At 70.6% G+C, this 20695-nt stretch carries 21 protein-coding genes and 1 pseudogene; 13 read left to right on the top strand and 9 right to left on the bottom strand.

The window, feature by feature from the left end; genetic code table 11:
- Positions 1-200 precede the first annotated feature (200 nt).
- From ACWCPF_RS25545 to ACWCPF_RS25530, 4 genes are all read left to right on the top strand, one after another.
- Complete coding sequence (locus ACWCPF_RS25545; protein ID WP_451047407.1) at positions 201-425, top strand: LexA family protein; 225 nt, start codon at positions 201-203, stop codon at positions 423-425.
- On the top strand, positions 422-619 hold the full coding sequence (locus tag ACWCPF_RS25540; protein ID WP_451047406.1) for a hypothetical protein: 198 nt from the start codon (positions 422-424) through the stop codon (positions 617-619). The genes ACWCPF_RS25545 and ACWCPF_RS25540 overlap by 4 nt, the downstream gene beginning before the upstream one ends.
- 36 nt (positions 620-655) lie before the next feature.
- The gene (locus ACWCPF_RS25535; RefSeq protein WP_451047405.1) at positions 656-874 is read left to right on the top strand and encodes a hypothetical protein; all 219 of its coding nucleotides are present in this window, start codon (positions 656-658) and stop codon (positions 872-874) included.
- A gap of 280 nt (positions 875-1154) precedes the next feature.
- Complete coding sequence (locus ACWCPF_RS25530) at positions 1155-1541, top strand: hypothetical protein (RefSeq protein WP_451047404.1); 387 nt, start codon at positions 1155-1157, stop codon at positions 1539-1541.
- A 27-nt stretch (positions 1542-1568) separates the two neighbouring features.
- On the opposite strand, the gene ACWCPF_RS25525 is transcribed toward ACWCPF_RS25530, so the two are convergent.
- Together ACWCPF_RS25525 and ACWCPF_RS25520 are read right to left on the bottom strand one after the other, a co-directional pair.
- Positions 1569-1727: a hypothetical protein gene (locus tag ACWCPF_RS25525; protein ID WP_451047403.1), complete on the bottom strand. Its 159-nt coding sequence runs from the start codon at positions 1725-1727 to the stop codon at positions 1569-1571.
- A gap of 64 nt (positions 1728-1791) precedes the next feature.
- The gene (locus tag ACWCPF_RS25520) at positions 1792-2001 is read right to left on the bottom strand and encodes a GntR family transcriptional regulator (protein ID WP_451047402.1); all 210 of its coding nucleotides are present in this window, start codon (positions 1999-2001) and stop codon (positions 1792-1794) included.
- A gap of 179 nt (positions 2002-2180) precedes the next feature.
- Between ACWCPF_RS25520 and ACWCPF_RS25515 the strand changes: the two genes are divergently transcribed.
- From ACWCPF_RS25515 to ACWCPF_RS25500, 4 genes and pseudogenes are all read left to right on the top strand, one after another.
- Entirely contained in the window at positions 2181-2522 is a 342-nt protein-coding gene (locus ACWCPF_RS25515; protein WP_451047401.1) for a DUF6415 family natural product biosynthesis protein, read from the top strand.
- 118 nt (positions 2523-2640) lie between these two features.
- A complete protein-coding gene (locus ACWCPF_RS25510) occupies positions 2641-2979 on the top strand; it encodes a hypothetical protein (protein ID WP_451047400.1) in 339 nt (112 codons plus the stop codon).
- Positions 2980-3162: 183 nt separating this feature from the next.
- On the top strand, positions 3163-3402 hold the full coding sequence (locus tag ACWCPF_RS25505) for a hypothetical protein (protein WP_451047399.1): 240 nt from the start codon (positions 3163-3165) through the stop codon (positions 3400-3402).
- A 195-nt stretch (positions 3403-3597) separates the two neighbouring features.
- A pseudogene (locus ACWCPF_RS25500) lies at positions 3598-4233 on the top strand (DUF6397 family protein); the annotation flags it as partial.
- An 18-nt stretch (positions 4234-4251) separates the two neighbouring features.
- On the opposite strand, the gene ACWCPF_RS25495 reads toward ACWCPF_RS25500, so the two are convergent.
- Together ACWCPF_RS25495 and ACWCPF_RS25490 are read right to left on the bottom strand one after the other, a co-directional pair.
- Complete coding sequence (locus tag ACWCPF_RS25495; RefSeq protein ID WP_451047398.1) at positions 4252-5118, bottom strand: acyl-CoA thioesterase; 867 nt, start codon at positions 5116-5118, stop codon at positions 4252-4254.
- A gap of 82 nt (positions 5119-5200) precedes the next feature.
- A complete protein-coding gene (locus tag ACWCPF_RS25490) occupies positions 5201-7714 on the bottom strand; it encodes a DEAD/DEAH box helicase (protein WP_451047397.1) in 2514 nt (837 codons plus the stop codon).
- 145 nt (positions 7715-7859) lie between these two features.
- Here ACWCPF_RS25490 and ACWCPF_RS25485 point away from each other — a divergent pair, with 145 nt between their 5' ends.
- Positions 7860-8654, top strand: coding sequence for a metal-dependent hydrolase (locus ACWCPF_RS25485; protein WP_451047396.1), 795 nt, complete (start codon positions 7860-7862; stop codon positions 8652-8654).
- Between the two features lie 23 nt (positions 8655-8677).
- Here ACWCPF_RS25485 and ACWCPF_RS25480 read toward each other — a convergent pair whose 3' ends face one another.
- From ACWCPF_RS25480 to ACWCPF_RS25465, 4 genes are all read right to left on the bottom strand, one after another.
- Positions 8678-8935, bottom strand: a complete 258-nt coding sequence (locus ACWCPF_RS25480; RefSeq protein WP_451047395.1) for a type B 50S ribosomal protein L31 — start codon at positions 8933-8935, stop codon at positions 8678-8680.
- A gap of 66 nt (positions 8936-9001) precedes the next feature.
- Positions 9002-9472 carry a DUF5709 domain-containing protein gene (locus ACWCPF_RS25475; protein ID WP_451047394.1) on the bottom strand — a complete coding sequence of 157 codons (471 nt, stop codon included), beginning with the start codon at positions 9470-9472 and terminating at the stop codon, positions 9002-9004.
- 735 nt (positions 9473-10207) lie between these two features.
- The gene (locus ACWCPF_RS25470; RefSeq protein WP_451047393.1) at positions 10208-11989 is read right to left on the bottom strand and encodes an ABC transporter ATP-binding protein; all 1782 of its coding nucleotides are present in this window, start codon (positions 11987-11989) and stop codon (positions 10208-10210) included.
- Complete coding sequence (locus ACWCPF_RS25465; RefSeq protein ID WP_451047392.1) at positions 11986-13827, bottom strand: ABC transporter ATP-binding protein; 1842 nt, start codon at positions 13825-13827, stop codon at positions 11986-11988. The genes ACWCPF_RS25470 and ACWCPF_RS25465 overlap by 4 nt, the downstream gene beginning before the upstream one ends.
- 202 nt (positions 13828-14029) lie before the next feature.
- Here ACWCPF_RS25465 and ACWCPF_RS25460 point away from each other — a divergent pair, with 202 nt between their 5' ends.
- Together ACWCPF_RS25460 and ACWCPF_RS25455 are read left to right on the top strand one after the other, a co-directional pair.
- Positions 14030-15676 (top strand): peptide-N4-asparagine amidase, encoded by a 1647-nt coding sequence (locus ACWCPF_RS25460; protein WP_451047391.1) that lies wholly within the window; start codon positions 14030-14032, stop codon positions 15674-15676.
- 182 nt (positions 15677-15858) lie between these two features.
- A complete protein-coding gene (locus ACWCPF_RS25455) occupies positions 15859-17262 on the top strand; it encodes a cation:dicarboxylate symporter family transporter (protein ID WP_451047390.1) in 1404 nt (467 codons plus the stop codon).
- Between the two features lie 75 nt (positions 17263-17337).
- On the opposite strand, the gene ACWCPF_RS25450 is transcribed toward ACWCPF_RS25455, so the two are convergent.
- Positions 17338-17817 carry a MarR family winged helix-turn-helix transcriptional regulator gene (locus tag ACWCPF_RS25450; RefSeq protein WP_451047389.1) on the bottom strand — a complete coding sequence of 160 codons (480 nt, stop codon included), beginning with the start codon at positions 17815-17817 and terminating at the stop codon, positions 17338-17340.
- A 93-nt stretch (positions 17818-17910) separates the two neighbouring features.
- On the opposite strand from ACWCPF_RS25450, the gene ACWCPF_RS25445 reads away from it, so the two are divergent.
- Both ACWCPF_RS25445 and mltG read left to right on the top strand, forming a co-directional pair.
- Positions 17911-19713, top strand: coding sequence for an ABC transporter ATP-binding protein (locus ACWCPF_RS25445; protein ID WP_451047388.1), 1803 nt, complete (start codon positions 17911-17913; stop codon positions 19711-19713).
- Between the two features lie 53 nt (positions 19714-19766).
- Complete coding sequence (gene mltG / locus ACWCPF_RS25440; RefSeq protein WP_451047387.1) at positions 19767-20687, top strand: endolytic transglycosylase MltG; 921 nt, start codon at positions 19767-19769, stop codon at positions 20685-20687.
- The last annotated feature ends 8 nt before the right edge of the window (positions 20688-20695 follow it).

Here is a 20695-nt window from a genome sequence, read left to right as displayed (position 1 = left end):
TGCCGTCCTGCTGCGGGACGGCGGGGCCCGCCGCGACGCCCCTCTCTTCCGCCCGTCGCGCCTGCACCCACTCCTCCACCAGCAGCCCGCGCGACACCCGCTCTGCTTCCCGCCACAGCCTGCCCTGCGGTCGGCACCACCACAGTCCGGGGCCACCACTCGACTTGCCCCAGAATTCAAACACGTGCTCTAGTCGAGGGATGGCACGAACCCGCACCGACCACCTCACCGACCTGCAAGAGCGCATCCTCGCCGTCATCCGCCAGAGCATCGCCGACCGCGGCGACAGCCCGACGCTGCAGGAGATCGGCGCCGCCGTAGGCCTCGGCTCACGCAGCGCCGTGCACTACCAGCTGGCGCAGATCGAACGGAAAGGCGCAATCACCCGCACCCGAGGCCAGCACCGCGGACTCCGGCTCACATGAACGCCAACCGCTACCACCTCACCCTGACCGCCAACGGCCGGCCCGTGATGCAGGGCTGGTGGGCGAGCGAGGCTACGGCCCGCGCGCAGTGCACCGTCTGGATCGGATCGTGGGGCAGCCTCCCGGGCGCACGGATCGCGCTCGTCGACGAGGAGGCGGGCGAGACGTTGACGACCTGGCCGGGGGAGAGCTGAGCGTCTGCCATCCTGGCGGGAACGCGAGGAGGCCCCATGTCGCACCGCCCGTACCCGAACCGCGAACGCGCCCTCCGGCAGCTGGAGCGGCACGTCGATCCCGCGCCTGCGATCCCGGCGCCCACCGCCCTGCTGCAGTTCGGAGAGAGCATGGCCCGCATGCGGGAGGGCGCACGGCGGGTACTGGCCGCGCAGTTCGCCGTCGACGAGTACCGGCTGTCGACACGCCCCGGCATTGTCAGTGGCGGGGCGTAGCCTGAGGGTCCGGCAGTCGTTTTTCGAACAAGTCGGGTTGCTGTGGTTGCTGGTCGCTCCGTCCCGGCGTGATGCACCGGGGCGGAGCGCGCTGCCTTGGAGGGCCGATGTTCCGTCGCCTGCTCCACCGCTTCCGCCTTGGCGGAGCAATGCCGCCGCCCCGGCCGGGCCCTGACGCGCAGACCGTCACACTGTCGCCTGGCTGGGTGGAACTGCCGCCCGGCCCGAAGGATCAGTATCCGGCTGAGATCATCGCCCGCATCAACCAGGGGAGGCATCCGTGAGCATCACGATCAGGCTCGTAGGTGGCCCCGCCGACGGGCGCACCCTCCCCGTCTCAGATGACGAGCCTCCTTGGCGGTACCTGATTCCGCTGCCGACGTCGGTTGCCGACCTGCTGTCCACTTCTCTCGAACCGGACCCGATTCCGGCCGCCGAGTATGAGCCGATCCTGAGCGGCGGTTGGCCATCCCGCGCCGACGACGGCGCCTATCTGTACCAGCACCGCGTCCCGCCGGTGACCCCAGAACAGCGGCAAGCCCTGGAACGTTCGCAGCGTGAGGCGCAGGCTGCGGAGGAGGCGCGAGCCGCGGAGACGGATGCGGCATGGCAGGAAATCCGCAGGGAGCGCCCGCACTACCCCGAGGACTGGCGGGACCTCTTCTAGCCTGCCCCCGCCAGCGCGGGACGGCCATCACGCCGCTTCGACGACCCCGCCCCGCTCGGCCGCTACCGCGAGTGTCCACTCCGCGACGAGTTCCTCGTACCGCCGCCGCGACTCCCCGTACAGCCAGCCGCCGCACGCAATGACCAGCGCACGGATCTCGACGTTCACCACAGTAGACGGGCGCACAGGCCTCCACAGTGACGAGGTGGGGAGCATGTCGATCAGTCTAGGCGCGGGGTCTGACAGCGGGCTACGAGCCGGGCGGCTGGGGCGAAGCCGTGACGAAGCTCCCCAGGCCCGGCTCCGTGTAGATGAGGCCTTCATCGCGCAGCCCGCGGTGCACCTTCTGGGCGGTAGCCTGCGCGATCCCGAACTCCGTCGCCAGCTGCACGACCGACGGCACACGGGTGCGCGGCGGGTATGTGCCGTCCGCGATCCGCTGCCGGATCACCTCAGCCACCTGCTTCCACCTGGGCACATCCGCCTCGAATTCGATCACACCGTCAACGTGACACGCCAGGGTGTACCACGCGAGCGGTCGCATACGTGGCACGCCATAGCATGCTATGGCTAAGCTGCTGAAATGCAGCGCCCCGCGACCGCACGGCCGGGGAACCATCCGGCGAGCGGAGCGTCGATATGACCCACCCTACGGGCCGAGCCGTACCAGCACGCGAGCGCTACGAGGCGCTCATCGGTGAGGCCGAGCACGCCACCGGCATCCTGCCGACCATCGACGACTGCCGGCGCCTCACCGACGGCCTCCGGGACGCGATCCGCGACCTCGCCGACCAGGTCCGCCGAAAGCAGGACCGGCTCCCCGTCGGCGGCATCGACTGGACCATCTGCGAGCAGGCCCTCCTCGGCGCGCAGGGCGCACTGTGCGGCAGCCTCGGGCTCGGCCTGCGGTCCGCGGCCCTGCATGTGGCCACGCTGGGTGCCGCTGCCCGTCGGCTCGTCGAGTGCATAAGCCGCGGCTGATCCTGCCCGCGATTGCGGGCCGTTACCCGCAGGAACGTTTGGCCAAGGCTCGACCTGCGGTTACGGAAACGTTCTCACTGCATGCATCCGGTCAGATATATGCGTCGATGACCTTGCGGTGATCGAGTCGGGCGTGTTGGGTGTTGACAGAAAGTCAGCGATCTCGGAGGAGGTCGACCACATGCATGCCCAGGGCGCGCGCGATCCGTATCAGAGTGCCAATGCGGGCGTCGGCGGTCCCGGCCTCGATCTCTTGGTAAGTGGAGCGGGCGACGCCGGCTGCAAGGAGGACGCTTTCCTGGGTGCGGTTCTGTCGGAGGCGGGCTATCCGGATGCGGTCACCGATGGCTTGGAGGTCGCGGCGGAGCCAGTCGTCGGTGTCGGGCAGGTGGGGCACCTGACACACCGTCTGATGAAGATCATCGTAAGTCAGCCCGGAATACCGGGCCTTTTCTGATCATGAAGTTGACGGGCGAGGCTCTATGGGCGATCTGGTGGATGCTGCAGGGCTCAATGCAGTGACCGTTAATAGAACGCGCGTTCATCCGGAGAGGTGAACCACCTCCAGCCGACACGTCCGACTGAACAGCCAAGGGAGCGGGGCAGCACCCCCGCCGGCCGTCACAACGGGAGAGCGGAAATGGACCGACAGCAGATCCTCGACCTATACGGCTGGGCGCCAGGGATCTGCTTCCGGCATCCCTCCAAGGGGGAGGTGCCGACGGCGGTAGTTGGCGTCATCCACCCCCAGGCGAGCGCCGAGCGCGAGGTTCGCGGCTGCGCCGACTGCGTCATCGCCATGGAAGACATAAGGCGCGAGGAAGCAGCCCGCACGGGAAGCGAGTACCAGCCGGGACAGGTCGGGGAAGCGGCGGGATGACCTGTCCCGACCTTGCTCAGGACGCCGACGGCTGGGGAGGATCTGGGGAGTGGCGACCGCCGGGGAGCGATGGGGGAGCGCCAGAACTTCAAGTCAAAGTCACTCGCGTGAACTCAAGGGAACTGAAAGGCAGCAGGTCGGCGGGCTGTTGAGGGTAAGCGGCCGCAGGATGCCTGGCCGATACGTTGTTAAGATAAGTTCTATCTGAACCGGTACCGGGCCGTCGTCTGGCTCTATCTCGCCGACGAACTACGGCAGTTCGCCTCCGAGAAGACCAACGCTTTCCTGCTCACCGGCCGGACCCCCGAGGTGTTGCGGAGCCAGCTGGCTGCGGGCGTCGACCTGCGGGCGAGGAACTGGCGGGGACGCCATCTGGGCTTCCTGCTCCGCCAGACCGACGGCCCCTGGCAGCGCGCCGGAGCTCTCGCCGGGTTCCTCGACCCGCTCCAGGTCGCGGAGATCGTCAAGGACCCCTACGAGCGGGCCCACCTGAACAGGTTCCGGCCGGGACCGCCGGCCCACGGTGCCCCCGGAACGCCCGCCGCACACCTCGTCGAGAAGATCATGACGGCGGACGACCCCGACGAGATCGCCTGGCTCAGGTCCGACCTGGCGAACACCCTGGACGAGGCCCGCGCCGACCAGCCCGCACCGCGCCCCGCACCGAAACCGGCCGTGTCGGGTCCCGCACCCCATCCCGTCCCACCGCACCGGCCGAAACAACCGGTCACGCCCGACGTACCGGCCGTACCCGAACAGCCGGCCGTGCTCGAAGAGCCGGATCGGCCGAGGCGCGGTCTGCTGAGCCGGCTGTGCCGTCGGAACGCGTGACGCACGGGATCGACACATTTAGAGCGCCCGGAACAGGCCCTCCTGGACGACCGACACCAGCAGACGCCCCTCGATGTCGTAGATGCGCCCACGGGCCAGACCGCGTCCGCCGGTGGCGATCGGCGACTCCTGGTCGTACAGGAACCACTCGTCCGCGCGGAACGGCCGATGGAACCACATCGCATGGTCCAAGGACGCCATGTCGAAGTTCCGCGGCCCCCACAGGGGCTCGACCGGCAGGCGGACGGCGTCCAGGAGGGTCATGTCGCTGGCGTAGGTGAGCGCGCAGGTGTGGACGAGCGGGTCGTCGCCGAGCGGCCCGACCGCGCGCATCCACACCGCGCTGCGCGGCTCGGCCTCCTTGACGTCCTCGGCGCTCCAGCGCAGCCGGTCCGCGTACCGGATGTCGAAGGGCTGACGGCGCGCCATGCGCTCCAACTGCTCGGGCAGCGCGCCCAGATGCTCCCGGATCTCCTCCGCCACCGTCGGCAGTGACTCCGGGTCCGGGACCTCGCGGGCCGGCGGCAGCTGGTGCTCGAAAGGACCCACCTCAGGTTTGTGAAAGGAGGCGGTGAGATTGAAGATCGTGCGGCCCTGCTGCACGGCGGTGACCCGGCGCGTCGTGAACGACCGCCCGTCCCGCACCCGTTCGACCTGGTACACGATCGGCACACCCGGCCGGCCCGGTCGAAGGAAGTACGCGTGCAGCGAGTGCACGGGCCGGTCGCCGTCGGTGGTCCGGCCGGCCGCGACCAGCGCCTGGCCCGCCACCTGGCCGCCGAAGACCCGCTGCAGGGACTCCTGCGGGCTGCGGCCGCGGAAGATGTTGACCTCGATCTGCTCCAGGTCGAGCAGGTCGACGAGTCTCTCAGCCGGATTCGTCATCGGTGCGCTTCTCCTGTGCCTGCTTCGCTGTCTGTTCCTGTGCTGTCGGTTCTTGCGCTGTCGCTTCCTGCGTCTCCAGCGTTCACAACTGGCCGACGGCCGTCACACGGACGACGGCGCGGCCCTCGGCGTCGGAGGCCGTGAGGTCGACCTCCGCGCTGATGCCCCAGTCGTGGTCGTCGTTGGGGTCGTCGAAGATCTGACGGACGCGCCACAACGCGTTCTGCGGCTCCTCCTGGATGACGAGCAGTTTGGGTCCCCGGGCGTCCGGGCCGGTACCGAGGTCGTCGTACTCGTCCCAGTACTTGTCCATCGCCTCGCCCCACGCGTCGGCGTCCCAGCCGGCCTCGGCGTCCAGCTCGCCGAGTTGGTCGACATGGTCGAGAGCGGCGAGCTCGACGCGGCGGAACATGGCGTTGCGGACCAGGACCCGGAAGGCCCGCGCGTTGGCCGTGACCGGCTTGACCTCGTCGGCCTTCTCCTGGGCCTCCTCGGCCGTCATCTCCGCCGGATTGGCGAGCTGCTCCCACTCGTCCAGCAGGCTCGAGTCCACCTGCCGCACCATTTCGCCCAGCCACTGGACGAGGTCCTGCAGATCCTCGGACTTGAGGTCGTCCGGGATGGTGTGATCGAGGGCTTTGTAGGCGCTGGCGAGGTAGCGCAGCACGATGCCCTCGGTACGGGCCAGTTCGTAGTGGGAGACCAGCTCGGTGAAGGTCATCGCGCGCTCGTACATGTCGCGGATGACGGACTTCGGCGACAGCGGGTGGTCGCCGACCCACGGGTGGCTCTTGCGGTACGTGTTGTACGCGTGGAAGAGGAGCTCCTCCAGCGGCTTCGGGTAGGAGACGTCCTGGAGACGCTCCATGCGCTCTTCGTACTCGACGCCGTCCGCCTTCATCGCGGCCACGGCCTCGCCGCGCGCCTTGTTCTGCTGGGCGGCGAGGATCTGGCGCGGGTCGTCCAGCGTGGACTCCACGACGGAGACCATGTCGAGGGCGTAGGAGGGCGACTCCGGGTCCAGCAGCTCGAACGCGGCCAGCGCGAAGGTGGACAGCGGCTGGTTCAGCGCGAAGTCCTGCTGCAGATCCACGGTCAGGCGGACGATGCGGCCGGTGGCGTCCGGCTCGTCGAGCTTCTCCACGATGCCGCCGTCCAGCAGCGAGCGGTAGATCGCGATCGCGCGCCGGATGTGCCGCAGCTGCTGCTTGCGCGGCTCGTGGTTGTCCTCCAGCAGGTGCCGCATTGCCTCGAAGGCGTTGCCGGGGCGGGCGATCACCGACAGCAGCATGGTGTGCGTGACCCGGAAGCGGGAGGTCAGCGGCTCCGGCTCGGACTCGATGAGCTTGTCGAAGGTGTTCTCCGTCCAGCCCACGAAGCCTTCCGGCGCCTTCTTGCGCACCACCTTGCGGCGCTTCTTCGGGTCGTCGCCCGCCTTGGAGAGGGCCTTCTCGTTCTCGATGACGTGCTCGGGCGCCTGCGCGACCACCAGGCCCGCCGTGTCGAATCCGGCCCGGCCGGCCCGGCCCGCGATCTGGTGGAACTCACGGGCCCGCAGGGTGCGCACCCGGTTGCCGTCGTACTTGGTCAGCGCCGTGAACAGCACCGTGCGGATCGGCACGTTGACGCCGACGCCGAGCGTGTCCGTACCGCAGATCACCTTCAACAGGCCGGCCTGGGCGAGCTTCTCCACCAGACGCCGGTACTTGGGCAGCATGCCGGCGTGGTGGACGCCGATGCCGTGCCGCACGTAACGCGAGAGGTTCTGGCCGAACTTCGTGGTGAAGCGGAAGTTGCCGATCAGGTCGGCGATGCGCTCCTTCTCCTCGCGCGAGCACATGTTGATGCTCATCAGCGCCTGCGCCCGCTCCACCGCCTGCGCCTGCGTGAAGTGCACGATGTAGACGGGCGCCTGCCGCGTGTCCAGCAGGTCGGTCAGGGTCTCCGTCATCGGCGTGTACCGGTACTCGTAGGACAGCGGCACGGGCCGGGTCGCCGAGCGGACCACCGCCGTGGGCCGGCCGGTACGCCGGGTGAGGTCCTTCTCGAAGAACGACACATCGCCGAGCGTCGCCGACATCAGCACGAACTGCGCCTGCGGCAGCTCCAGGATGGGGATCTGCCACGCCCAGCCGCGATCGCCCTCTGCGTAGAAGTGGAACTCGTCCATGACGACCTGGCCGACGTCCGCGTGCTTGCCGTCGCGCAACGCGATCGACGCGAGCACCTCGGCGGTGCAGCAGATGACCGGGGCGTCGGAGTTCACGGACGCGTCGCCGGTCAGCATGCCGACGTTCTCCGTGCCGAAGATCTTGCACAGCTCGAAGAACTTCTCCGACACCAGGGCCTTGATCGGAGCGGTGTAGAAGGTGACCTCGTCGCGGGCGAGAGCCGCCAGATGAGCGGCCGCCGCGATCATGCTCTTGCCGGAACCGGTGGGCGTCGACACGATCACGTTCGCACCGGAGACCACCTCGATCAGCGCCTCCTCCTGGTGGGGGTAGAGCGTCAGACCGCGCTCCTGCGCCCAGGACTCGAAGGCTTCGTACAGGGCGTCGGGATCTGCGGTCGGAGGCAGCTGATCGATGAGGGTCACGACCCCATCTTGCCTGCCCTCGCCCTTGATGGGGGAATCGGCTGCCGGGCCGAAGATCACGGCCGCTACGCTGTGTCGCCGACGGAGCGTCATCGCACCCGGTCAACTGGACAGCGGCACACGAGGAATAGGGCGGGCAACGGCCATGATGGGACCAGCACACTCACTGTCGGGGGCCGCCGCCTGGCTCGGGGTCGGTGCGGCGGCCGCCGCGGCCGGGCACACCATGCCCTGGCCGGTTCTGCTCGTCGGTGCGCTGATCTGCGCCGGGGCCGCGCTCGCCCCGGATCTCGACCACAAGGCCGCCACCATCTCCCGGGCCTTCGGCCCCCTCTCGCGCTGGCTGTGCGAGATCGTCGACAAGCTCTCCTACGCCGTCTACAAGGCCACGAAGAAGCAGGGCGACCCGCGCCGCTCCGGAGGGCACCGCACGCTCACCCACACCTGGCTGTGGGCGGTCATGATCGGCGGGGGCACCTCGGCGCTGGCGATCACCGGTGGCCGCTGGGCGGTGCTGGTGATCCTCTTCGTGCACATGGTGCTGGCGATCGAAGGCCTGCTGTGGCGGGCGGCCCGCGGCTCCAGCAGCGACGTGCTCGTATGGCTGCTCGCCGCGACCAGCGCCTGGATCCTCGCCGGTGTCCTGGACCAGGCCGGCAACGGCTCGGACTGGCTGTTCACCGAGCCCGGCCAGGAGTACCTGTGGCTGGGGCTGCCCGTGGTGCTGGGCGCCCTGGTGCACGACATCGGGGACTCGCTGACCGTCTCGGGCTGCCCGGTCCTGTGGCCCATCCCGATCGGGCGCAAGCGCTGGTACCCGATCGGTCCGCCCAAGGCGATCCGGTTCCGCGCGGGCAGCTGGGTCGAGCTCAAGGTGCTGATGCCCGTGTTCATGCTGCTCGGGGGAGTGGGCGGGGCAGCCGCCCTCAACTACATCTGACGGCCGGCGCGCATCGCGCCGGTTCAGGTCATGGCCCCGCCGTCGCCGTACCGCCGCTCGAAGCGGGCGACGCGGCCCTCCGTGTCCACGGTGCGCGCCGTGCCCGTGTAGAAGGGGTGGCTCTCCGAGGAGATCTCCACGTCCACGACCGGGTAGGTCTCGCCGTCGTCCCATTCGATCGTCCGGTCGCTGGTCGCGGTGGACCGGGTCAGGAAGGCGTAGCCGGCCGTGCGGTCGCGGAAGACGACCGGGTGGTAGTCGGGCTGCTTGTCCTGCTGCATGAGCACTCCTCGTGCGGTGGAGGTGGTGGCGACGGGCCGGGGACGGTCGGGTCGGCCACCGGGGGGTCAACCGGACAGGGCGTCCTCGTCGACGATGTGCATCGCGGCCTCCTCGGCGGAGGCGGCCGCGCCGTCGATGCCCACGTCCGTGGCGATCAGCGCGCTCTCGTCGTCCTCGTGGACGCCTTCGTCGGGCGCCACGAGCCGGCCGGAGCGAGCGGCGCCGACCTCGTTGTCGAGGAGTTCCCCGTCGGTGCCGTCGCAGTCGCCGATGCCGTCGCCGTCGGGCACGTCGAGATCCGGCACCTCCTCGGCGAGCCGCTGGTCCAGGCTCTCCCCCTGCCGGCGCTCCGCGGCGGTCACCCCGGCGTGTTCCACGGCCCAGGGGCGGTCCGGTGGGGACCAGCCGCGGTCGAGGGGGTCCCCGACACCGTCGTTGTCGAGAGTGTCCTCCGCGTCGAGCAGTCCCGTGTCCTCCTGGATGTCGGACGAGTCGGGCTGGTAGACGTCGTCTCCCCATCCGTCGGCGCTGTTCACGGCTACCTCCAGTGGGTGACCGGCCGGTTCTCCCCGCGGTCGGCGGTGGGGTGCCGCCGCACGGGGCACCGGCCGGGCGCGGCGTGTTCCGGATGGATTCCGACGGTCTCCCGCGCGGGTGCCGCCTTCCAGCGTTCCACCCCGCTTCGGTACCGCGCAACGCCAGAGGACGCACGGAGTCCGCTTCGGGCCGCCTGGCCCAGGGCGGCGGCACCGCGACCTCAGGCCGCCCGCACCGCCCTCTGCGTCGCGCCGGGCGCGGGGAGCGGCGCGGGCACGGGCGCCTGCCCGGCTCCCGGCGCGGACCGTGCTGCCGACGGCGGTCCCACCGAAAGCGCAGGCAGCAGGTCCCGCAACCGCACCGGCCTCGGCTGCGGCACCCGCACCGGCACCGGTCGTGACACCGGCGTCGGCTGCGGTACCCGCACCGGCACCGGTCGTGGCACCGGCGTCGGCTGCGGTACCCGCGCGGGCACCGGTCGTGGCACCGGCGTCGGCTGCGGTACCCGCGCGGGCAGCGGTCGTGGCACCGGCGTCGGCTGCGGTACCCGCGCGGGCACCGGTCGTGGCACTGGCCTCGGCTGCGGCACCCGCATCGGCACCCGCGCCGGCATCGGTCGTGACACCGGCGCGGGCGCATGGGCCGGCACGCCGCTCACCGGCCCCGGCTCCCCCCGACCACCGCTTTCCTCCTCACCTGTGCCACGACCGCCAGCGCGCCGTGTACACCCCGTCTCACCCGTGCCACGACCGCCAGAGCGCCGCGTACGCACCGTCCGCAGCGACGAGCTCGGCGTGGCTGCCCAGCTCGCTGATGCGACCGTTTTCGACGACGGCGATGACGTCGGCGTCATGAGCGGTGTGCAGCCGGTGCGCGATGGCGACGACGGTGCGGCCGTCCAGGACACGGGCGAGGGAGCGTTCGAGGTGGCGCGCGGCACGCGGGTCGAGCAGCGAGGTCGCCTCGTCCAGGACGAGCGTGTGCGGGTCGGCCAGCACCAGGCGGGCCAGCGCGATCTGCTGGGCCTGTGCAGGGGTGAGCGTGACGCCGCCGGAGCCGACCTCGGTGTCGAGGCCCTCGGCGAGCGCCCGCGCCCAGGCCTCCGCGTCGACCGCGCCCAGCGCCGCCCACAGCTCGGCGTCCTGCGCGCCCGTGCGGGCGAGCCGGAGGTTGTCGCGCAGGGAGCCGACGAAGACGTGGTGCTCCTGGTTGACGAGCGCCACATGGGAGCGGACCCGTTCGGCGGTCATCCGCGACAGCTCGGCGCCGCCGAGGGTGATCCGGCCGTCGCGGGGCGCGTAGATCCCCGCGAGCAGCCGGCCCAGCGTGGACTTGCCCGCGCCGGAGGGGCCGACCAGGGCCAGCCTGGTCCCGGGGGAGACGTCGAGCGACACCTCGCGCAGCACGTCGACGCCCTCGCGGTAGCCGAAGTGGACCTGGTCGGCGTGCACGTCGCGCCCGTCCGGCGCCAGCCCGGGCTCCCCGCTGTCCGGCTCGATGTCGCGCACTCCGACCAGCCGGGCCAGCGACACCTGGGCCACCTGCAGCTCGTCGTACCAGCGCAGGATGAGGTTCACGGGGTCGACGAGCATCTGCGCCAGGAGCGCGCCCGTCGTCAGCTGCCCGACCCCGATCCAGCCCTGCAGCACGAACGCCCCGCCGAGCATGAGCACGGAAGCGAGCACCGTGACGTGCACCATGTTGATCACCGGGAACAGCACCGAGCGCAGCCACAGCGTGTAGCGCTCCCAGGCGGTCCACTGCTGGATGCGCTGCTCCGAGATCGCGATGCGACGCTCGCCCAGGCGATGGGCCTCGACGGTGTGGCCGGCGTCCACGGTCTCGGCGAGGGCGGCGGCCACGGCGGCGTAGCCGGCGGCCTCCGAGCGGTAGCCGGCCGGGGCCCGCTTGAAGTACCAGCGGCAGCCGACCACCAGCAGCGGCACCGCGACGAGCACGGCCGGCGCCAGCGGCGGCGCCGTGACGACGAGCCCGCCGAGCAGCAGCGCGGCCCACATCACGCCGATCGTCAGCTGGGGCACGGCCTCCCGCATCGCGTTGGCCAGCCGGTCGATGTCCGTGGTGATGCGGGACAGCAGATCGCCCGTCCCGGCCCGCTCCAGCACGCCCGGCGGCAGCCGCACCGACCGGACGAGGAAGTCCTCGCGCAGGTCGGCCAGCATCCGCTCGCCGAGCATCGCGCCGCGCAGCCGCACCTGCCGTACGAAGGCGGCCTGGAAGACCAGGGCGACGACGAACAGCGTGGCGGTCAGTTCGAGGTGGAGCTCGCGCGCTCCGTCCGACAGCCGTTCCACGAGGTCGCCGAGCAGCCAGGGGCCCACCATCGAGGCGACCACGGCGATCGTGTTGACGAGGAGGAGGAGCAGGAAGGCGCGGCGGTGCCTGCGCAGGAGTTCGGCCACGTAGGCGCGTACGGTCGCCGGGGCGCCGACGGGCAGGGTGTTCGCCGTCTTCGGTGCCGCCGGGTCGTACGCGGGTGGCGCCACGCCGATCATGCCGTCTCCTCGATCTCTTCGCGTGCGATCTCTTCGTGCGCGATCTCGTCCAGTCGCGGCTCTTTCAGGTCCTTCAACACACCGCTCAGAGAACGCTCTTCGGCCTCCTCCTCGGTCTCCCTGGTCACCACGGCCCGGTACCGGGGCTCGGAGTGCAGGAGTTCGCGGTGCGCGCCGACCGCCACGGCCTCGCCCTCGTGCACGAGCACGACCCGGTCGGCCCGGTCCAGCAGCAGCGGGGACGAGGTGAACACGACCGTCGTGCGCCCGTCCCTCAACTGCCGCAGGCCCTCGGCGATCCGTGCCTCGGTGTGCGAGTCGACGGCCGAGGTGGGTTCGTCCAGCACGAGGACCTCGGGGTCCGTGTACAGGGAGCGGGCCAGCGCGAGCCGTTGCCGCTGGCCGCCGGACAGGGACCGGCCGCGTTCGGTGATGCGGGCGTCCATCGGGTCGTCGGCGTCCAACGAGCCCTGGACGAGCGCATCGAGGACGTCCCCGCACTGGGCGGCGGCCAGCGCCGCGTCCGCGTCGACCGCGCCCGAGGCGGGCACGTCGAGCAGATCGCGCAGGGAACCGGAGAGCAGCACCGGGTCCTTGTCCTGGACGAGGACCGCCGCGCGGGCGGAGTCCAGCGGCAGTTCGTCCAGCGGGACGCCGCCGAGCAGGACCGACGGGCCGTCCTCCGGGGGGTGTCCGCCCAGCCGCTCCGCCAGCCGTCCGGCCGCGTCCGGGTCGCCGCACACCACGGCGGTGAGCCGGGCGGCCGACGCGAGCAGGCCGGTGGCGGGGTCGTACAGGTCGCCCGAGGGAGCATCCGCCGCGCGCGATCCGCCGATGTCGGTGGCGCGCTCCAGGGACAGCACGCCGGCGGCCCGTTTGGCCGAGGGACGGGAGAAGGAGTAGGCCATCGCGATCTCCTCGAAGTGCCTGAGGGGATAGGTCATGACCATGACGGAGCTGTAGACCGTGACCAGTTCGCCCACGGTGATGCGTCCCTCGCGGGCCAGATGGACGCCGTAGCAGACGACCGCGATCAGCAGCAGGCCCGGCAGCAGCACCTGGATGGCGCTGATCAGGGACCACATGCGCGCGCTGCGCACGGCCGCGTGCCGGACCTCCTGCGAGGCGCTGCGGTAGCGGTCGAGGAACAGTTCCTCGCCGCCGATCCCGCGCAGCACCCGCAGGCCGGCCACGGTGTCGGAGGCGAGTTCGGTGGCGCGTCCGGCCTTCTCGCGCTGGAAGTCGGCCCGTCGTGTCGCCCGTGGCAGCAGGGGCAGCACCGACAGCGCGAGGGCGGGCAGGCCCAGGGCGACGACGATGCCGAGCGCCGGCTGGTAGACGACCAGGCCCACGCAGACCAGCACGATCGTGAGGGCCGCGGCGGTGAAGCGGGACACGGCCTCCACGAACCAGCCGATCTTCTCCACGTCGCCGGTGGAGACGGCCACGACCTCGCCGGCGGCGACCCGCCGGGTCAGCGCCGAGCCGAGCTGGGAGGCCTTGCGGGCGAGCAGTTGCTGGACCCGGGCGGCAGCGGTGATCCAGTTGGTGACGGCGGCCCGGTGGAGGAAGGTGTCCCCGATTGCGGTGGCGGCGCCGCACAGGGCCATCACGCCGCCGGTGAGGGCGAGCCGGGTACCGGAGCGGTCCACGACGGCCTCGATGGCGAAACCCACGCAGAACGGCTGCGCGGAGACGGCGACGAAGTGCAGCAGCCCCCAGGCCAGGGCCTTGAACTGGCCGCCCGACTGGTTGCGGCCGAGCCACCACAGGAAGTGGCGCCCTGAGCGTACGTCCGGCACACCCGGGTCGGGGTACGGAAGGTCTTGGATCTGCATGACGTCCCAGTGGCTCGAGTCAGTGAAGAAGGGGAAGGGGGAAGGGGAAAACGGAAGGGCAGGGCAGGGCGGGGGAGCGGCAACAAACCGTGCAAGGTTCGCGTCGCAGGGTGGTCAAAATCAACCGGTTTTCCATGGCGGCGACGGGATCCGGAAGCCGCGTCATTGCGGGGAGGGGGCGACTCCCCGTAGAACACCGGCCATGAGAAGTCGGATCATCATGTCCATGCTCACCGGAGCGATCCTCCTGGCGGGCACCGTCCTCGGCAGCGGCACGGCGCAGGCGGTCCCCGCCGAATTCGGCGCCGACTGGCACGATCCGGTGACCGCGGCCCCACCCGTGGACCGGCCTGCGGGGAAGTCCTGCGAAGTGACCGTCGCCGAGGCACAGTTCCGGGACTTCACCCCCTACCGGGGCACGTACACCCCGCCGGACGACTGCGGGGACCGCTGGAGCAAGGTGGTGCTGCGGCTCGACGGCAGGGTCAAGGGGCGGCAGTTCGACCGGCTCGGCTATCTGCACGTCGGCGGCGTCGAGATATTCCGCACCTCGACGCCGCAGCCGTCGCCCGACGGCATCGAGTGGTCCGTCGAGAAGGACGTCACGCGCTACACCGACACCCTCCGCCGTGGCCAGGACGTCGAGATGCTCATCGGGAACGTCGTCGACGACACGTACACGGGCGTACTCGACGTCAAGGTCACGTTGACGTTCTACGCCGGAAAGCCCGTTGGGAAGCCCGTCGGGAAACCTGGCGCGAATCCGGCCACGGCCCCAGCCGCGACCGCGGCCGCAACCCCGGTCGCGATCCCGGACCGCGTCCTCACGCTCGGCGCGGACAACACCCTCACCACACCCCGCAACAGCGAGCGCATCCTCGCCGAGGTGTACGCCACCGGCTCGGGCGGCGGCTGCGAGGAGTACTGGTACCTCAGCGTGCCCGACTCCGCCCCGTACTCCTGCCAGGCCGACGACGGCCCGTACCGCGAGGTGCAGATCAAGGTCGACGGGCGACTCGCCGGCATCGCCGCGCCGTTCCCGAACGTCTGGACCGGCGGCTGGTCCAACCCGTTCCTCTGGTATGTCGTCCCGGGCCCGCGCGCCTTCGACGTCAAGCCGATCGAATACGACCTGACCCCCTTCGCCGGGATCCTCAACGACGGCCGCCCGCACCGGATCGAGGTCTCCGTCGTCGGCGTGCCCGAGGGGCAGAGCGGCTGGAGCGCGCCCGTGAACGTCCTCGTCTGGCAGGACGCCCACCGCGCCCGGGTCACCGGGAAGCTGACCCGCCACGAAGCCGGTGAACTCGTCAACTCCTCGACGTACACGCCCGGCACGGAACACCGCGTCGACTCCGAGGGCGGGCACCGACTGGCCGTCGCCGGGTACGTCGACACCTCGCACGGCCGGGTCACGACCGCCGTCACCCGCACCCTGGCCACGGCCTCGACGCACCGCTGGACCGACGGCGAGAACACGGACGGCCTGGACGCCCGTTGGGCGGACGCCGAGACGGTCGCCGTCGACGGCCGCGCCACCCGGGTCGACCGCGTCTACACGATGAACGGGACCACCACCGTCGGCGCGGACGACCGGCGGCGCACCGTCCTGACCCTCGGCGACCGGGCCGACGCCGTGACGACCCGGCACGGCCGCCGGACGTCCTGGTCGATGCTCGACGACACCTACACGGGCGACGCCACCTTCACCCTCAACGTGCCCCGGGATCAGCGCCATGCCGTCGGCACCACGAGCGAGCGCTACCGGCTGTACGGCTCGGACGGCTGCCACGACCGCCGACTGACCACGGTTCAGGGGGTGCTGACCGAGGACCTCAGCGGCTGCTGAGTCCTATGTCCGTGTGCTGAGTCACTCCACGTCACTCCACGGGGGGATTTACACGGCGGAAACGCGGAAGTCTCGTGCGCGATCAACGGCGCCTTCAAAGTGATCGCCACGGAAGCGACTTTCCGTATCGCAGAAGTCCAGTCCCCGGCTGCTGTGTTCCACCGTCCCCCCAAGGAGTGCCCGTGCCGCCGTCCGCCCCGTCCCCGTCGCGACGCGTCGCACGCATACTGCGTACCTCACTCTTCGCGCAGGTCGCCTGCGCGCTCGTCCTCGGCATCCTCGTCGGAAAGCTGTGGCCCGACGTCGCCACGGACCTCCAGCCGCTCGGCGACGGCTTCACCCGGCTCATCAAGACGATCATCTCGCCGCTGGTGTTCTGCGTGGTCGTCGTCGGCATCGCCAAGGCCGGTGACCTGAAGGCCTTCGGCCGGATCGGGCTCAAGGCCCTGATCTGGTTCGAGGTCGCGAGCACGCTCGCCCTGCTCATCGGGCTCCTCGCCGCCAACATCGTCCAGCCCGGCGCCGGGATGAACGTCGACCCGGCCACGCTCGACACCTCGGCGGTCGACGCGAAGACGGGCGGCGGTTCGCTGCCCACGACGACCGAGTTCATCGTGAACGCGCTCCCCACCAGTTTCGTCGGCGCCTTCGCGGAGAACTCGCTGCTCCAGGTGCTCATCCTGGCCTGTCTGGTGGGCGCCGCGCTGCTGCATCTCGGCCACACCAAGGTGCCGAAGGTGCTGCCGGCCATCGAGCAGGCCCAGGAGATCATCTTCGCGATCGTCGGCTTCGTCATGCGGCTGGCGCCGATCGCGGTGTTCGGCGCCATGGCCGTCCTGATCGGCAACTACGGCCTCGGCGTGATCGAGACCTACGGCAAGCTGATCGCCCTGTGCTACGCGGCGGCGGCCCTGTTCGTCGCGCTGCTCGGCCTCGCGCTGCGGCTGGTCACCGGGCTGAGCCTGTGGAAGTTCCTGCGCTACATCCGCGAGGAGATGCTGCTCGCGCTGGGCACCGCCTCCACCGAGTCCGTCATGCCACGCGTGATGCTGAAGCTGCGCAGGGCCGGAGCCCGCGACGACGCCGTGGGCCTGGTGCTGCCCACGGGCTACTCCTTCAACCTCGACGGCGCCTCGCTCTACCTTTCCATCGGCACCCTGTTCATCGCCCAGGCCGTGGGCGTGGACCTCAGCCTCGGCCAGCAGGTCACCGTGATCCTGGTGCTCATGCTCACCAGCAAGGGCATGGCCGGCATCCCCGGCTCGGCCTTCCTCGCCCTGTCCGCGACCGCCTCCTCGCTGGGGGCCATCCCGGCCGGCGCGGTGGCCCTGCTGCTGGGCGTGGACCGGATCATGGACTCGATGCGCGTCGTCACCAACCTCCTCGGCAACTGCGTGGCGGTCTTCGCCGTCTCCCGCTGGGAGGGCGCGCTGGACCTGGAACGGGCCAGAAAGGTCCTGGACGGCGAGGCGGTCGCCGTCGCCGACGCGGAGGAGGAGCCTCAGGCCGCGGCCGCGGCCGCGCTCGACGCGGAGGCTGCGGTTCCCGATCGGCTCACCAAGGAAACCGCCGCTGACCGCAGTTGACGGCCGGCGTCGACACGACGGGCCGTGGCCGCCCCTCCCGCAGCACGGAGGGGCGGCCACGGCCCGTTCTCACGTTCAGCAGGTCCGCCCCTGCTCCTCCTGGGGCTGTCGCTCACCCTCCGACGGCCCGCCCATCAGCGCGTTCAGCAACCCGCCGAGCACCCGGCGCTCCAGGTCCGTCAGCGGATCCAGAATCTCCTCCGCGGCGGACACCCGCGCGCCCCGCAGCTCCCGAAGGGCCGCGCGGCCGGTCTCGGTGAGCTCGATCCGTATCACCCGCCGGTTGGTGGGGTCCGGCATCCGCCGCACCTTGCCGCTCGCCTCCAGCCCGTCGACCAGCGTCGTCACGGCCCGGGGCACCACCTCCAGGCGCTCGGCGAGATCGGCCATGCGCGGCGGCGCCTCGCAGTGCGCCAGGGTGCGCAGCAGCCGCGCCTGAGCCGGCGTGACACCGAGCCCGCTCTGTTGCAGATGGCGCTTCTGGATGCGGTGCACCCGGCGCGTGAGCTGCAGCAGCTGCTCGGCGAGCAGGCTGTCGGAATCGGGGGTGGTCATGTGGGAACAATATCAGGATGCCGTTCATTGTGAGTATAGGTAACAATGAGCTATGCTCCGTCAGTCCTCACCGTCTCACACTCCGTAGGAGCCATGCCCCGCGACAACATCGACTGGACCCCCTCGCCCGGCACCTCGACCGACGAACCCCGGCAGGTGCGCCGCATCCTCACGCTCTTCAAGCCCTACCGTGCCCGGCTCGCGGTCGTCGGCCTGCTGGTCGCCGCCTCGTCCCTGGTCGCGGTGGCCACCCCGTTCCTGCTGAAGGAGACGCTGGACGTCGCCATCCCCGAGGGGCGCACCGGCCTGCTGAGCCTCCTCGCCCTCGGCATGATCCTCAGCGCCGTCCTCGGCGGCGTCTTCGGCGTCCTGCAGACCCTGATCTCCACCACGGTCGGCCAGCGCGTCATGCACGATCTGCGCACGGCCGTCTACGACCGCCTGCAGCGCATGTCCCTCGCCTTCTTCACGCGCACGCGTACCGGCGAGGTGCAGTCCCGCATCGCCAACGACATCGGCGGCATGCAGGCCACCGTCACCTCCACCGCCACCTCCCTGGTCTCCAACTTCACCAGCGTGGTCGCCACGATCATCGCGATGGTCGCCCTCGACTGGCGGCTGACGGTCGTCTCCCTGCTCCTGCTGCCGGTCTTCGTCTGGATCAGCCGCCGGGTCGGCAACGAACGCAAGAAGATCACCACGCAGCGTCAGAAACAGATGGCCGCGATGGCGGCCACGGTCACCGAGTCCCTGTCGGTCAGCGGCATCCTGCTCGGCCGCACCATGGGCCGCTCCGACTCCCTCACGCGGGCCTTCTCGGAGGAGTCCGAGCAACTGGTCGACCTCGAAGTGAGATCGAACATGGCCGGCCGCTGGCGCATGGCCGTGATCGGGATCGTCATGTCCGCGATGCCGGCCTTCATCTACTGGACCGCAGGCGTGACCCTCCAGCTCGGCGGCCCCGATGTCTCCCTCGGCACGATCGTCGCGTTCGTCTCGCTCCAGCAGGGCCTGTTCCGCCCCGCCGTCAGCCTGCTGTCGACCGGGGTGCAGATCCAGACGTCGCTCGCGCTCTTCCAGCGCATCTTCGAGTACCTCGACCTCCCCATCGACATCACCGAGCGCGAGAACCCGGTCCACCTCGACCAGATCAAGGGCGAGGTCCGCTTCGAGGACGTCGGCTTCCGGTACGAGGACAAGGGCGGGCCCGTGCTCGACGGCATCGACGTCACCGTCCCCGCCGGCGGCAGTCTCGCCGTGGTCGGGCCGACCGGCGCGGGCAAGTCCACGCTGGGCTATCTGGTGCCGCGCCTGTACGACGTGACGGGCGGTCGGGTCACCCTCGACGGCATCGACGTCCGCGATCTCGACTTCGACACCCTCGCGCGCGGGATCGGCGTCGTCTCGCAGGAGACGTATCTCTTCCATGCCACGGTCGCCGACAACCTGCGCTTCGCCAAGCCGGACGCCACCGACGAGGAGCTGCACACGGCGGCGAGGGCCGCACAGATCCACGACCACATCGCCGCCCTGCCCGACGGCTACGACACGGTCGTCGGCGAGCGCGGTCACCGCTTCTCGGGCGGTGAGAAGCAGCGGCTGGCCATCGCCCGCACCATCCTGCGCGACCCACCGGTGCTGATCCTCGACGAGGCGACCAGCGCCCTGGACACCCGCACGGAACGGGCGGTCCAGGAGGCCATCGACGCGCTCTCGGCCAACCGCACCACGCTCACCATCGCCCACCGCCTGTCCACCATTCGGGGGGCCGACCAGATCCTGGTGCTCGACTCCGGTCACGTGGCCGAACGGGGCACGCACGAAGAGCTGTTGGAGCGGAACGGGCGATACGCGGCCCTGGTGCGACGAGACGCCCGCCTGGAGCCGACAAGATGAAAGTATGGCAAGTTATGTCGGGTTTGTGACGCTATGGGGGTTACCGTGCCCGCATGCAGATCAACACTCCGCCACGGAGCCCGAGGGGCCCGAGGGGCACGATTCGACTGACGCGCCGGGGCCGTCTCGTCCTCATCGCGACCGGAGCCGTCGTGGCCGGCACCGCCGTGGCGGTGCCGTTGCTGAGCCCGGAGAGCCCGGAGAGCCCGAAGAAGGAGCAGGCGAAGCCCACGTCCCTGGTCATCCCGGAAGGCTGGCGGGCGAGCCAGGTCTACGCGGCCGTCGACAAGGCGCTCGAACTACCGCCCGGCACGACCGCCAAAGCGTTGCCGACGGCCGGTCTGAAGCTGCCGAACGACGCCGACGGCAACCCGGAGGGCTACCTCTTCCCGGCGACGTACCCGCTGGAGAAGGCGACCCCGCGGACGCTGCTGTCGTACATGGTCGACACGGCGAACAAGAAGTTCAACAAGGCGCCGATCGCGGCGGGCGCCCAGCGCAACGCGATGAACGTCTATCAGGCGGTCACCATCGCCAGCCTCGTCCAGGCCGAGGCCGCCACCAAGGCGGACATGGGCAAGGTGGCCAGGGTCGTGTTCAACCGCCTGGAGCGCGGGATGCCGTTGCAGCTGGACTCCACCATCAACTACGCGCTGAACCGCTCCACGCTGAACACCACGGAGAGCGACACCCGCATCGAGAGCCCCTACAACTCCTACCAGCGCATGGGCCTGCCGCCGACGCCGATCGACAACCCCGGCGAGGAGGCGCTGCGCGCCGCCATCAGCCCCACCCCGGGCGACTGGCTGTACTTCGTCACGGTCCGGCCGGGCGACACGCGCTTCACGGCGAGCTATGCGGAGCACCGGCGCAACGTCGCCGAGTTCAACCGGAACCAGCAGGCGGCCCCCAAGAGCCCGAGCAGCTCGGCGGGCACGAAGGGCGCGAAGAGCACGTCGGCGGCGGCCGGCTGACTCGGCGG

This window comes from Streptomyces sp. NPDC001858 (assembly GCF_053594615.1).
The sequence above is the reverse complement of the archived record's forward strand: the minus strand, read 5'-3'. Positions and strand labels throughout refer to the sequence as shown.